The sequence below is a fragment of the Paenibacillus sp. PvP094 genome (assembly GCF_040546835.1).
Classification (GTDB): Bacteria; Bacillota; Bacilli; order Paenibacillales; family Paenibacillaceae; genus Paenibacillus; species Paenibacillus illinoisensis.
Genome location: NZ_JBEPOM010000001.1, coordinates 393,806 through 406,780, shown reverse-complemented (window position 1 = coordinate 406,780; position 12,975 = coordinate 393,806). Strand labels below are relative to the sequence as shown.

12 protein-coding genes are annotated in these 12,975 nt (G+C 44.1%); 11 read left to right on the top strand and 1 reads right to left on the bottom strand.

The genetic code is table 11. From position 1 onward, the window contains the following. The first annotated feature begins 116 nt into the window (after window positions 1-116). The 11 genes from ABIC22_RS02045 (at window position 117) to ABIC22_RS01995 (ending at window position 10,368) form a co-directional block, all read left to right on the top strand. Complete coding sequence (locus tag ABIC22_RS02045) at window positions 117-1,259, top strand: aminoacyl--tRNA ligase-related protein (protein WP_354477747.1); 1,143 nt, start codon at window positions 117-119, stop codon at window positions 1,257-1,259. Window positions 1,260-1,301: 42 nt separating this feature from the next. Then, window positions 1,302-1,868 (top strand): histidine phosphatase family protein, encoded by a 567-nt coding sequence (locus ABIC22_RS02040; protein ID WP_127539590.1) that lies wholly within the window; start codon window positions 1,302-1,304, stop codon window positions 1,866-1,868. Window positions 1,869-1,928: 60 nt separating this feature from the next. Next, window positions 1,929-2,657, top strand: a complete 729-nt coding sequence (locus ABIC22_RS02035; protein ID WP_354477744.1) for a hypothetical protein — start codon at window positions 1,929-1,931, stop codon at window positions 2,655-2,657. Between the two features lie 442 nt (window positions 2,658-3,099). After that, window positions 3,100-3,672: a hypothetical protein gene (locus tag ABIC22_RS02030; protein WP_354477741.1), complete on the top strand. Its 573-nt coding sequence runs from the start codon at window positions 3,100-3,102 to the stop codon at window positions 3,670-3,672. Window positions 3,673-3,717: 45 nt separating this feature from the next. After that, complete coding sequence (locus tag ABIC22_RS02025; RefSeq protein WP_354477738.1) at window positions 3,718-4,272, top strand: hypothetical protein; 555 nt, start codon at window positions 3,718-3,720, stop codon at window positions 4,270-4,272. A gap of 69 nt (window positions 4,273-4,341) precedes the next feature. After that, window positions 4,342-4,842 carry an NUDIX hydrolase gene (locus tag ABIC22_RS02020; protein ID WP_354477735.1) on the top strand — a complete coding sequence of 167 codons (501 nt, stop codon included), beginning with the start codon at window positions 4,342-4,344 and terminating at the stop codon, window positions 4,840-4,842. 20 nt (window positions 4,843-4,862) lie between these two features. Continuing rightward, entirely contained in the window at window positions 4,863-5,345 is a 483-nt protein-coding gene (locus tag ABIC22_RS02015) for a hypothetical protein (RefSeq protein ID WP_127539586.1), read from the top strand. 183 nt (window positions 5,346-5,528) lie between these two features. Then, window positions 5,529-6,125, top strand: coding sequence for a chloramphenicol phosphotransferase CPT family protein (locus tag ABIC22_RS02010; protein ID WP_354477732.1), 597 nt, complete (start codon window positions 5,529-5,531; stop codon window positions 6,123-6,125). A 663-nt stretch (window positions 6,126-6,788) separates the two neighbouring features. Next, a complete protein-coding gene (locus ABIC22_RS02005) occupies window positions 6,789-7,829 on the top strand; it encodes an ABC transporter substrate-binding protein (protein ID WP_354477729.1) in 1,041 nt (346 codons plus the stop codon). A gap of 1 nt (window position 7,830) precedes the next feature. Further along, on the top strand, window positions 7,831-8,604 hold the full coding sequence (locus tag ABIC22_RS02000) for a (2Fe-2S)-binding protein (protein ID WP_354477726.1): 774 nt from the start codon (window positions 7,831-7,833) through the stop codon (window positions 8,602-8,604). Window positions 8,605-8,649: 45 nt separating this feature from the next. After that, complete coding sequence (locus ABIC22_RS01995; RefSeq protein ID WP_354477723.1) at window positions 8,650-10,368, top strand: helix-turn-helix domain-containing protein; 1,719 nt, start codon at window positions 8,650-8,652, stop codon at window positions 10,366-10,368. Window positions 10,369-10,575: 207 nt separating this feature from the next. Here the strand turns inward: ABIC22_RS01995 and ABIC22_RS01990 are convergent, their stop codons facing one another. After that, window positions 10,576-12,924, bottom strand: a complete 2,349-nt coding sequence (locus tag ABIC22_RS01990) for a helix-turn-helix domain-containing protein (protein ID WP_354477720.1) — start codon at window positions 12,922-12,924, stop codon at window positions 10,576-10,578. Window positions 12,925-12,975 lie beyond the last annotated feature (51 nt).

The following is a 12,975-nucleotide window of genomic DNA, read 5'->3' as shown; positions in this document are numbered from 1 at the left end:
ATCAGCAGCAGGACTTTCCTAGAGCATATCGAAAGTCCTGCTTGATTTTAATTTGAATAGTTATGCTCCGCTGTTCAGAGTCTAATCACATTTCAATTCGAAGGAGGTCATCCATCATGTCTATCCGGGTTCCTGTTACAGGGGTACTGAATGATAAACAAGCACATGCACTTACTTTAAAATTGGCTTATAGTATGGAGGGAATATTCGGATGTACATATGACGAAATCAACAGCGAGATCTTGATTGAAAGTGAAAACGAAGCGAATACGGAATATTTGCTTGGTATTGTCCACAAAATGATCCTTGAAGAAAAAGAAATAAGAGCAATGGGATCTCGTTTGATTAGAACGCAAGATCAACCAAAGCAAACCTATCCTAAAATAGATCAAATGGAAATGGCAAATGACTTCGTTTTGAATGGAACAATGAAAAAAGAACTTGCAGCAGAACTGTATTCCATATTTGATTTGCTTTTTCATAGCATCAGCCAGAAGTACAATGCAAAAAACAGAAAGTATTCCTCTCTTATACCGCGTGAAGTAATGGATATTTGTAAATATGTAAATTACTTTCCTCAAAATGCATACTTTGTAGCTGAACTGCCTCATGACTATTACGCACTCAAACAAGTTCAAAATGAACAAGATATTGAAAATCTCGTTAGGATAAATGAATTTATGCTTTCGCCTGCTGTATGTTTTCATTGTTACCAAGAGCTGAAAAATCAAGAAATCAAGGATCCAATTGTTTTCACGGCTGAAGGAAGCTGCTTTAGACACGAAGCAGCATGGAGAATTGGGCAACATCGAATGAATGAATTTTCAATGAGAGAGATCATATATTTCGGACAACCTGAATTTGTTACTCAAATACGAAATGATATTTTAGAGGAGATCTGGGATCTGTTCAATGAATTAGGTTTTTGCGGTAGAATAGAAACTGCACACGACCCGTTTTATTTTCCTCAGGATTCCTCACGAGCCCAACATCAAATGCTTGCAGATATGAAATACGAATTAGTTGTGGAGATCCCCAATTCAGATATTTCCTTTTCCATTGCCTCATTTAATAATGTCAAAGATACACTATGCAGGGAGTTTGATATCACATCCGCAATGGATAAAAAATATCTGCATTCTGGTTGTGTAGCATTTGGTATCGATCGCTGGGTCTACGCCGTAATGTCCACTTTTGGGTTGGATATTCAAGGTTACCCCGAAAAAATTCGTGAATATTACAAGAGATCAATCATGTGAAGTTACGTAGAGTTCTACGTCACTAACTTTCAAGGAGGGCATATGAAGACTATCATTTATATGGTTAGGCATGCGGAATCACCGTATACGGAAGGAACGGAAAGAACGAGAGGACTTACCTTGAAGGGCCAAGGGAATGCAGCCCAAATAACAGAAATATTAAAGGACGAAGGAATACATACCATCTTTTCAAGTCCGTATGCCCGGGCTGTCTTAACCTTGGAGGGGCTGGCAACAGCATTGGGAATAGACATTCATATTATGGAGGACCTGCGGGAAAGGCATTTTTCAGATGATAATATTAGGAATGAAGAATTTATGCCTGCTTCGAAGCGAATGTTTGAAGACCTTGATTATGCTTTACCAGGAGGAGAGTCTAATACGGTTTGCCAGAATAGAGCTGTAAATGTGTTCAAGCAAATTCTAGAAGAATACCAGGGGAAAAAGGTAGCTATTGGCACGCACGGACATGTCATGACGTTGATGATGAATTACTTTGATGCAAGCTACGGCTTTGATTTTTCGAATCAAACCAGCAAACCCGATATCTATAAGCTTCAATTTGAAGGGATGGAATTAGAGCAAGTGACAAGGTTATGGGAAGCATAGGGTAAAAGTAATTGGTAGAGAGAGTAGTGATTGGGTTGAACCAAGAGAGGGATGGTATGGATGGAACAACAGGAATACGGCCGCTATTTACTAGCAATGGGCGGAGACGAATTCGAGCCAGAAGATGATGAGGAGGTTGAAGCAGACCATTTCTATGGATTATTTCAGTGGTTTATGCCAACGGGAGCAGGGGTTGAACGAGTATTTGAGCCGATTCCAGACGGTCAGCGTTTTCTGGACAGAATACGTCCGATCTATGAGATGTTGAATCCAGAGGATTTCGCCGGCGAATATGTCCCAGGTTATTTCAATGGCGGGAATGAGGATGCTTCCGAGGACACATTGCGTAGTCTGGGGGAGGAGTTAATCCAAAGCTTGAAGCTCCTGTTCTCCAAGGTACCGGAGGATGACGAAGCGGTTGGCGCAGCTAAGGAAGCATTCCAGGCTTTATCATGTATGAAGGAAGTTGTTGTATTACAGCCAGGGGAAATTGGTAAGTTAGAGCAAAGATTGATTCAAGGTGCGGATGAAGAGGATAGTGAGGTCGTTTACGAAGCGCTTGGAGACCTTCTTCGCTCGCGTAGCGATTACAACGAAAATATCGAGCTGTTGAGTGAAGCATACTATTCCATCGCATGCGATTATTGGGTAGCCTATTACTTGCAGTGGCCTCGCTATCAAGGTTTGCAGGAAGCAGAAGACTGCCTGTATCCATACTTTGAGCTATATCGCTATGGCTATAATCTTCATTGGACTCAGAGTAAGCTATTTATCGGTAGACGCTCATGAGTACAGAAGAATATATCCAACACATGCTACAGGCGATCATTGAAAAAATACAAATCATAGTTAACGATAGAAGTAAGCAATCCTTCGGCTCTTTGGAGTATCTCTTGAACCATATGATAGAATATCGGAATCGTAAACAATATATGTCAAACGAGTGGCATATCAACACACCCCGTTGGCTTGGGGAATATGGGAATACACCTGAGGAAGAAGAGGTTTGTTCGGACATCCACAGATTGCAGTTATACATTGCTGAGAAGTTAAAGGGTGGATGGGGAAAATAAAAGTTACACATTTCATTGCATACAGTCGAATTCTCTGTGGGACCTACCGTAAGGCACTGTCATGTGAGCTTAATTGGAAGGAAAGATCAAAAGAGGATTTCCTCTAAATTGCATAATTGATGGGTTCCAGTTACAACACAGAAAATGAAAGGATAGATATGAACAAAAAAAGATGGACGATACTTTTGTTTGCTATATTTATCTTAGCCGTTATATTCATTTATCAATACTACATGTCAAACTATACCAATGAGGGCATAGCGGACAAGGTTTTGAATCAAGATGGGTATACAGTCACACTACGATCAGAACATATTCCAGTCGAAATTTTTGTGAAGCCTGAATGGATTACTTTTAACGTAAATGATCCAATGAAACAAGATATCCGTGTAGCAGAGCTCCACAACTCTAATCTGTTGTTGGATGTGCTGAACAGAGGCAGTGATATTTACTTTACGTTTAGGATTGCGTTTAATATGGAGAATCCCTCGGGGGTGTTCATATATAATGGTATTTTTCATGAGGATGGAATCTCTACTTACACTTCAGCGAATGTGAGATTGTTTGATAAGAACATGAAAGAATTCTCCGTAGGTCAGACAGGTGTTGGTCCGGGCGCGTCATTCTCTTTTGGAATCGATCCAGAAGAACAGAAGCTTATACGAGAAGGGTTCTACGTGAAGTACGATGATTTTAATGTCTATAATTATGTGAAAGACAGCGACTTATAAAAGTATTGAATTCAAATCATTTTGGAACCTTTTCAGGAGGGGACTATGGGGACAGACATTTGGTTTTATGTAGAGAAAAGACACTATCGAAGAGAATATCAATGGACTGATGGTCGCTTGATTGAAATTCCAAAGAGTGAGGAAGAACTGAACAATACGGCCTGCTGGATCAGTGCGGATCGCTGGAATGTTAATCCCAACCACTACCTGTATCCAGAAGAAAAAATATCCCAACTGATACCGAGTGATCCAAGTTTATTTTATAGCGGGAATAGAAATTATGATCTATTTGGTATTTTGTCCAATACAAGAAATGATCACGATCTTAAATTCATATCTTCTCCGCGAGGACTTCCTTCGGATCTCTCTCCTGAATTGCTCGAATTTGCAATGGAGAATAAGGACGATTTCTATGACCACAGCTGGCTTCTATTAGAAGAGATCTTGCAATTCAACTGGGATGAACGTTTTTATTGTGATTCATTCATGGAATACAGAAATGTTAAACAGACCTGCTCCGATTTCATTTTTGAAACGATCCCAAAGCTTTCAGCATTAGGAGACGCCAAAGATGTACGAGTGATTTTCTGGTTTGGTTAGTATAGACACAACTTCATTAGATGTTCATGAACCCTTTGATATGAGACGTTAACTAAAGGAGAATCATTCATGTTCTATGTTAATGCCAGAGCTTTTATTGAACGCCATGATAGGGATAGAACAGAAATCATAGTTCAGACTCGAAATAAAAAGAATGAGGAGTCATTGGAATTGCCGGGCGGCAGATTGGAACTTTACGAATCCATCATAGATGCATTGAAAAGAGAAGTATATGAAGAGACAGGTTTGACCGTTGTAACCGTAGAAGGTAGTCACAAGCGAATAGATACATGTGGAATCAACCCGAATTTTGAAGTTGAATGTTTGGAGCCGTATTGTGTATATCAAACCATTAAAGGGCCTGTGGATTCTATCGGCATGTATTTTATATGTCAGGTGGAGGGGGAGCTCTTGCAAGAGGGTGACGAAACGACAAATATCGGATGGAGAACGATTGATGAGGTCTATGAGCGTATGGTCAATGATCCAAGACAGTTCTCAGATGTTGATCGCGCAGGAATAATATATTATTTGAAGCACAGGTTTGGACAAGAACTTGAAGGAGACTGAAGATGTAAGGAGTAATTAAGATGTATATAAAAGAAAAGAAGTATATTATCGCTATTACTGTTCTTCTAGTAATTGTATTGGTGACGATATGGTATTTTAGAGTGGGGTATTTATTAAGAAAACCAGAGATGCCCAACGCAAATATTGAGATTCAGACCCAAATGGTTGATGGTGGTACGATTAATTTAAGAAATGCTTATTACACCGAAAATGAAATCAAGGTTGGATATGAAGTAAAAGGGTTCAGTTTGAAGGAGAATAATATTTCTTGTAAGCTTTATAATGACGGGAATTTAATTTCAACTTCTGGCTCGACAGGTGGAGGTCTGATAGAGCTGGACGAAAAGCATTATTACTTGGTTGGTATTGAGAATATAAATGAAAACGAACTGCCTGATTCTCTAAATCTAACGGTTGAAATTATTGTGATACCCAATGATTCTGGACAAAAACCTATACCAGCTTCGTTTAATGTAAGCCTCGATAAAGAAAGTGGAGCTTAATGTCGCTGCATTCTTATCATTGAGCAAGAATATGTAAATCTGCTTCATAAGAGCAGATGACTACACATAACATCATATTCAAGCTGCAGGCATAGGGCCTTGATTTGACAGGTGCTGGCTACCCAGCACAAGGATACGGGAACATGTTTCTGAAAGATACGCCAATACGTGAGGGTGATTCATGTGGAACGAGGACTGATTATCTTTTTGAACGGAACGTCAAGTTCGGGAAAGACAAGTATCGCGATGGAAATGAAAAAGCAGGGAGACATTCCCTTACATCATTTGTCTGTAGATCAATTTTTCCAGAATTATGACCAGTTTATCGACAATACATACCCGGATATGAAACCTACAAGAGAATTGGAACCTCATGTGATGACAGATATCCTTTTTGACCCGATTGTCTCATTGTTCTATTCAACCATTAAACTGTTTTCGGAGATGGGTTTGAATGTCATCGTGGATACGGTGATTACCAATGACAAGTGGTTTAACGGTTTTTATGATTTGCTTTCAGATTATCCGATATTGTTTGTGGGCGTGCACTGCTCCAAGGAAGAACTCACCAGAAGAGAGCAAAGCAGGGGAGATCGTGCAATTGGACTTGCCCATTCCCAGTTTGACTACATATATGCCTATGATGAATATGATCTTGAAGTGAACACGGAAGAACTCCGTTCAGCGGACTGTGCCGCAAAGATATTAGATTATATCAATTCCGAGCAGGAATTCTTGGCATTTAAGAAGTTGAGTAGAAGAGAGGTTATACTATCGTAAAAGAACGGAATTCAAGACAAAGGTTGATCAAGTGGCATTTTGATGATGAAGTGAGATCGGATCATCCAGAAGAATGGAATTGGATAGAGATCACAATGTATTTCACGGACGGCTCCAGAAGGTGGAGCATCTTATATACACCAGAACGTTTACTAAATAACTTGTCACGACCGGACATAGACCCACCAGGTCTTCATATGCAACAGCTTATTGTTGTTAGAAGCTATGAAGTGAGTGATATTGAGAGAGTTCTGAACGTTTTTGATGAAGAAGATGAATTGATCGAGGCCTCAAGGGAGTATCCAGAGTAGCTTGGAAATGGTGAGTTCTATATCAAACGTGTTAATGCAGTTTCGAAAAGAAGATTGGAAGGTCGTCTCAGTCTCTATGGAATAGAGAAGGGCCTTCCTTTTTTGTTTTTATTATTGTCGGCAAGGTGAATAGGGAAATACGCCGGAGGAGGAAGAGCTTTTTCAGACATTTACCAACTGCAAGCGTAGTTTGCTGAAACATTAAAAGGCGGGTAAGGGCTCGTTGATGTCGCATTAGTCCGGTTGAAATGTCGCAAAAGTACATGGTAACGCGATGTGTAGATCGTTTATACTCTCCTTATGTTTCGATAATGAAAATCATTATCAGTATTATACATAAGGGGGATTCATTATGAATCAAGGAACGAAGGGGCAAGCGGCTGGAAGCAATGCCTACACTGCCCGCCAATCACGATTGTTAATGGGCTTGATGCTGGCCCTGATTCTTGTCCTGACGGCTTGCGGTGCCGGAACAGGTACAGATAGCGGTAAGCAGTCTGCGGCAACGCCAGCGGAGACACCTGTGAATGCAGGAACTCAGACCGATGGAGCTTTCCCTGTAACGATCACGCACATGAAGGGTGAGCTGACCCTAAACGAAAAACCAAATAAAATTGCTGTGCTTGATGTTAAGTTTCTGGATCAAATGTTAGCCATTGGCGAGAAGCCGGCAGGCAGTGTTATCGCTGGAGGTAACACCGATTTTCCAGAATATCTAGGTGATCAGCCAAGTGACGTACAGGTTCTGGGTACACGGGACGAGCCCAATCTGGAAGCAATTGTAGCCTTGGACCCCGATCTGATTATCATGACGGACTTTCAGGAGAAACAGTATGAGAATGTAAGCAAAATTGCACCGACCCTCGTACTCGATTTCTACGAAGATTGGCGCGATACGTTAGCCACGGTCGCTAAGATTACAGACAAACAGGACGAGGCAGAGACGGTGCGTCAGGCGTATGAGGACAAAGTCGCTGGACTGAAGGCGAAGCTGTCAGAGAAAATGGGAGATGAAACGGTAGCCCTGATCCGTCCGAGAAAAGAAGGTATTCGTGTCCATGGTATTGAGCATCGTACAGGCGGTATTCTGTATCAGGATCTGGGCTTGAACATGCCTGCAACCGTTGAGGGAATCAAGGATGATACCTCTGTTGAAATCTCAATGGAGAAGGTTCCTGAGATTGGCGCAGATCGTTATTTCGTACTGTCGGATGAGCTGTTTGCCGCAGAAGCAGAGGCTATGATTAACAATCCAGTATGGAAGTCTCTTGATGCCGTGAAAAATAACCGTGCGTATGATGTAAATTCAACACTTTGGATCGCATACTACGGACCTCTTGCTATTAATCTGATTGTAGATCAGGCTTCGGAAGCCCTGCTCGGATCGAATTAACATGAACCAATATCTCTCGACAGACTTATGGCAACAAACGGTGGAGGATCATTCGATATGGCTTGGTGAGCCGCCTGAACATAGTGTCCGTACCATTGCTTTGAGCGAGCTGCATGAAGAATCTGCATGCCGAGAGTATATAAGCTGGTTTCAGGAGTATATCAATGCGCCTGACATGAAGGTTGCTGCTTCAATGTTAGCCAAGCGGATTGGCTATCTGTGGACCGCTCCGCTGGTGACCGCGATGACCTTTCATCATCAGCATGTTTCCTTTGAGCTGGAGAACAGTTTCCTCTATCATCCGACGCTCTCCGCTCATGAGGGAGGTACACGTTTTCCTTTTCTGGCGGTGAATCGGCTTCAGGCAGATGCAGTGACAGGAGACAGGGAAGTGTGGCGGGAAAAGGTGGTCGAAGAGATGTTTGCGGTACAGCTTACACCGCTGTTAAAGTCCCTTGCGGCGATTGCACCTCTATCCATGAGTATTCTCTGGGAGAATATCATGGTACGTATTGGCCGGTTGTATACAACTGATGCAGATGATGGGCTGGAAAGCCAGCACGTTCAGAATGATTTTACTTACCTGACACAAGGCGCGCCAGGGCAGGTGTTCGGTGTAAAACGTAATCCGTTTACCCGATTTACAGAAACCAAAAACAACGTTCCTGTTGCGAAGAGCAAGCGCATTACCTGCTGCTTTTACTATCAGATGTCAGAGGAGTATTGCAACAAATGTCCGAAAATTGACAATGAGAATGAATCTCAATTAAAATGACAGCAGCAACAACCTTACCTTTGCTATTGTCAGGAGATGAGAGAAATGCCGCTGCAAGAACAGACAAGTCTATGGAGTGAAACGGCGATCAAGATGCTTGACGTGCATAGCGGTACGTTGCAGCCAGGCAGTAGTCTTAGCGAAGCCAAATTAACATCAAATCTGTTGCTGCTGGCCGGCGGCGAAGGGAAGCTTGCAATGAATGGTGAGGTTTGCCACATTGGAGCTTCTTTTGCTGCTCATGTGATAGAGGGATCCTCCTTTACACTGACTGCCACCTCAGACAACATGGATTATATCTTGATCATGTATAAGGCAGTCTCCATGGAAGGAGTCTCCCTTGTTCTGCCCCCGCACCGCAATCACCCGCTGCGTACTTCGTTTGTTGAGCACCCGGGAACTCAGGCGGAATGGGTTCAGATGGCGGAAAAAATTGCAGCGAAATGGAGTAGGGGCGAAGGGCTGGAACGTTTTCACGCCAATGCACTGCTGCAGGTGATGCTCTACGAACTCATTATGGAGTATGAACGTGGTCAGGGCGGGACTGCATCAGACATGGTGGATGTTGTCGCTGCGTATATAGCGGGGCATTATCGCCAGAATCTGGAGATGAAAGAGCTGGCGGCAATTGCGGGATGCAGCGTAAGACAGCTGCAGCGACGGTTCAAACAGGAGAAGCAAATTGGACCGATGGAGTACGTCATCCAGCTGCGGATGGAGAGTGCATCACGGATGCTCCGTCATACTGATGCTCCTATTGGGGAAATTGCAGAGAGAATGGGTTATCGCGATATGTATTATTTCAGCAGGGCGTTTAAGAAATACCATGGAGTTCCTCCGCAGTTCTATAGGCAAACTGCTGCTTCGAGAGCAAGTGCTCTCTCTATGTATCCCTTGCCGCAGAACCGCATGGCTTCCTGGTATGAGTCGTCAAAAGGCACCGTGATTTGCCATCTGCGAGGTCAATATGATGTCACCATATCTCCACAGCGTATTGCCGTACTCGATGTACAATATGCGGATCATCTGCTTGCACTTGGGTTGTCCCCTGCAGGCAGTGTAGGATCCGGAAGTGCGGCGTTCCATTTCCCTCAATATATCAGGGCAAGGCTTCAGGGTACCGAATTACTCGGAACGTATGAGTATCCCGATCTGCCAGCGGTGGAACGACTGTATCCGGATCTGATTATATGTACCGAGGTGCATGAACCGCACTATGAACGGTTAAGCCGGATCGCTCCGGTTCTCATGTTTAAACGCAATGAGAGCTGGCAGACCATTCTGAGTCTGTTCGGTGAGCTGACAGGCAAGCGAGCAGAGGCCAAGCGGATCGTTGCAGATTATCATCGACGAACTGCATTGCTGTCAGAAGAACTTGCTCCTGTACTGGCAGGTAAGAGCGTGGCACTAATTCGCCCGTTCGAGTCTATGGTTCGGGTGCATACAGCCTCACATCGTACAGGCGCTGTGCTCTATCGAGACCTGGGTCTGCCAGCCCCGCTATTTGTAGCCGATCCCTCCGACACGGCTTATCATATCTCGGTTGACAGACTGCCGGCCGTACATGCCAGCCACTACTTTTTGCTTAGCAGTGAAATCATGCAGGAGGGAATGTCTGCGACAGAGCAAAGTGTCAGGGGGATGCTGGATACCGAAGAGCGACAGCATATATATTCCGTAGATGCCGCGACATGGATCGGCTGTTATGGACCAACCGGCATCAATGGCATCATTGATCAGATTGCTCAGGCTTTGTTGGCTTGAGAGCCCCTCCTGAAAATGATAAAACCCAAAGAAACCGTTCCTTGTAAAATGGAAGTGTGCGCAATCACATACCAAAGGGACGGTTTCTTTTTACATTTAACATACCTAGGCGAGTCATCTTAGGGTATATCGCTCTTTACGGAATGCCAAGAACAACGGAATGTTGAGGTCGGGTCTGATCGGCTCTTCATTCGGAAATGGTTCCAATTAGGATGTCTTCGGCCCCTTTCCTTGAGTTAACCGTTGGTCTGCCGCGTGTTGGTGCCGGAATTGCCCCGGGGTAAGTCCTGTTCTGGCCTTGAATATTTTGTTGAAATAGCTGACGTTTGAGTACCCAATCTCCCGGCAAACCTCCTCAACGGAAGCATCTGTCTGCTTCAACAGCTCCATGGCACGCTTGATGCGCAGCTGGATGAGATAGTCATTAACCGTCATGCCCGTTGACTCTTTGAAGATGCGACCCAAGTAGGAAGAGCTGCGCTTTACGTGTTCTGCCACGTTATCCACAGAAATATTCTTATTGTAATGGTTGTCCATGAATTCGGTTGCCAGCTGAAGGGTCACATCCGTCATTTTGGAGCGCTTCTCCCGGTGGTAGTCGATGATCTTACTGCATATTGTTAACACACATGTCTCCATATCCTGAACGGTTTCTGCGCGTGCCAGAGCATCGGTATAGGACGATCCTTCACCGATAACAGCGGTCACCTCGCCGCCAGTCTGAACGAGTGTTTTAACCAGCTCCCCGCTCAATTGAACATACAGCTGATGAATATTGGCCTTACCTAGCCTTTGCTTCAGCACCTCCCGGGTGATGGCCCGGATCACGGCAGTACATTCCTCTTTATCCGTCTTCAGCAGGGATTGCTGCAGCTTCGTTTCGAGGTCGTACGGATAATAGTAGGTACCTTCTTCCGATTTCCATTCATCAAGGATCGAATAGGGCAGAATTTCGCCCTTCCCAATGTAGATTTTCATATTTAGTGCCTCTTGGGTCTCGTTGTAAGCTGCACGTACGGCTTGTTCTCCGGAGTGAATGCGGCTGACAGCGATGGTCACAGAGATCCCATAACGACTGAGAAAATATGATTTGAGGCTTCTGGCTTGTTCCACAGGAAAGGTATCATCGGCATCCGGATGTAAGGAGAGAAGGATGACCGTGTGCCTGCTGTCTTTGACAAAAATTTCTCCGTCGATATCCTTTCCCAGCTCTTCCATCAGACCGTATTGGAGCAGATGGGAATGGAATATATCCTCCGATCCGCTCATCGGCTGATGCTCCTCGAGTTCAAGGGTCAGGACGGCAAAACGATTGAAATTAACCTGTAATCTAAGCAGCTCTGCCGCATGGTCCGGTCTGTTTGGTGCTTCCTCCTGTACGTTTCCCTGGATTAAATCGTTCAAATACTTTTCCTTAATAGCCGTGCGATTTCCGGTGAGGAGTTCATCCACTTTTAGCTTTTCTTTGATTAACATATCGCGGTTACGTGTCATCTGCTCAAATGAATGACGGATAAAGCCTGCTTCATCCGTGCTGCTAGGGGCGCCGGATCTGTCGCGCCGTTCGGATCCTTCAGAGCTCACAATATAGGAAATCACACTTTGCAGCGGGCGATATAGTCTTCTCGATAAAAAATAGGAAATAGCAACAGCAGCCGTTATATATAGGATGGCGACTGTCCAAATGAGGACTTTAATTCGGTTCATTCCTTGCAGAAGGACGGATCGTTCGGTGATATCGACGAATCGCCAGCCTGTCATATTTGATGAAGTGTAGGATACGATCTGATCAGAATCGCCAATATAGTAGCCGCTGTCCGATGTGACCTGTTCGGCATCCCATTCCTGAAGGAGTGCTTCTCTGTCATGAGCATCGGAATAGAGAAGTTCACCCTGTGGGCCAATGACCATGATGGTGCCTTTCTTGCTATTGTAATGACTTAAGTAGTCAGCGAAGAGTCGATCCAGATTCAAATTAATGACGATCGCGCCCTCCACTTGGCCAATCAGTGGCATCTTCTGAATGAGGGAGGTCGCAGAATGATCCGGAGAAAATCCATTCGTTCTTCCCGTTAACCAGACGGTACGAGATGTTGAGTCTTGATTTAAGGTATCCATCCAAGATTGGTCAGCAAAGTCGGCTATAGGAGATGTCTTTACCTCCGGACGTGATGTCAGGACAAGTTCGAGCGGGGCATAGTACAGATAAATGGAATCGATGTAGGGACTGAGCTTTTTTTGCTCTTCTACTAGAGTGGATAGATCAATTAATGAACTTACAGAGAGCTTGCCTCCGATGGTATGGTACACATAGGATTGAGCCATCAGCAGACTATTGGCCGCATTTCCGATGGTTGTCAGCTCCTTATGAATCAGCTCCTTCTGCTGAGTCAAGACAGATTCATTATAACCGATGGCGTTACGGACACTGTTATCAGCCGAAATCATGTAAGTGACCGAAGAAATGAGAATAACAGTGATCAAAGCTATGGCAGTCATCGATAGGAGCAGTTTCACGAACATGGAGTTATTTTTCATGGCTAAAAGTCCCCTCATGGCAATCCCCTCCTAACCTCAGTGGTGGTAGCGCTTACAATAAAATTTGAT

What these genes read in the sequence shown, in the direction of transcription:
- ABIC22_RS02045 (WP_354477747.1), top strand. Translation starts at nt 117, where the DNA reads ATGTCTATCCGGGTTCCTGTTACAGGGGTACTGAATGATAAACAAGCA.
- ABIC22_RS02040 (WP_127539590.1), top strand. Translation starts at nt 1,302, where the DNA reads ATGAAGACTATCATTTATATGGTTAGGCATGCGGAATCACCGTATACG.
- ABIC22_RS02035 (WP_354477744.1), top strand. Translation starts at nt 1,929, where the DNA reads ATGGAACAACAGGAATACGGCCGCTATTTACTAGCAATGGGCGGAGAC.
- ABIC22_RS02030 (WP_354477741.1), top strand. Translation starts at nt 3,100, where the DNA reads ATGAACAAAAAAAGATGGACGATACTTTTGTTTGCTATATTTATCTTA.
- ABIC22_RS02025 (WP_354477738.1), top strand. Translation starts at nt 3,718, where the DNA reads ATGGGGACAGACATTTGGTTTTATGTAGAGAAAAGACACTATCGAAGA.
- ABIC22_RS02020 (WP_354477735.1), top strand. Translation starts at nt 4,342, where the DNA reads ATGTTCTATGTTAATGCCAGAGCTTTTATTGAACGCCATGATAGGGAT.
- ABIC22_RS02015 (WP_127539586.1), top strand. Translation starts at nt 4,863, where the DNA reads ATGTATATAAAAGAAAAGAAGTATATTATCGCTATTACTGTTCTTCTA.
- ABIC22_RS02005 (WP_354477729.1), top strand. Translation starts at nt 6,789, where the DNA reads ATGAATCAAGGAACGAAGGGGCAAGCGGCTGGAAGCAATGCCTACACT.
- ABIC22_RS02000 (WP_354477726.1), top strand. Translation starts at nt 7,831, where the DNA reads ATGAACCAATATCTCTCGACAGACTTATGGCAACAAACGGTGGAGGAT.
- ABIC22_RS01995 (WP_354477723.1), top strand. Translation starts at nt 8,650, where the DNA reads ATGCCGCTGCAAGAACAGACAAGTCTATGGAGTGAAACGGCGATCAAG.
- ABIC22_RS01990 (WP_354477720.1), bottom strand. Translation starts at nt 12,924, where the DNA reads ATGAGGGGACTTTTAGCCATGAAAAATAACTCCATGTTCGTGAAACTG.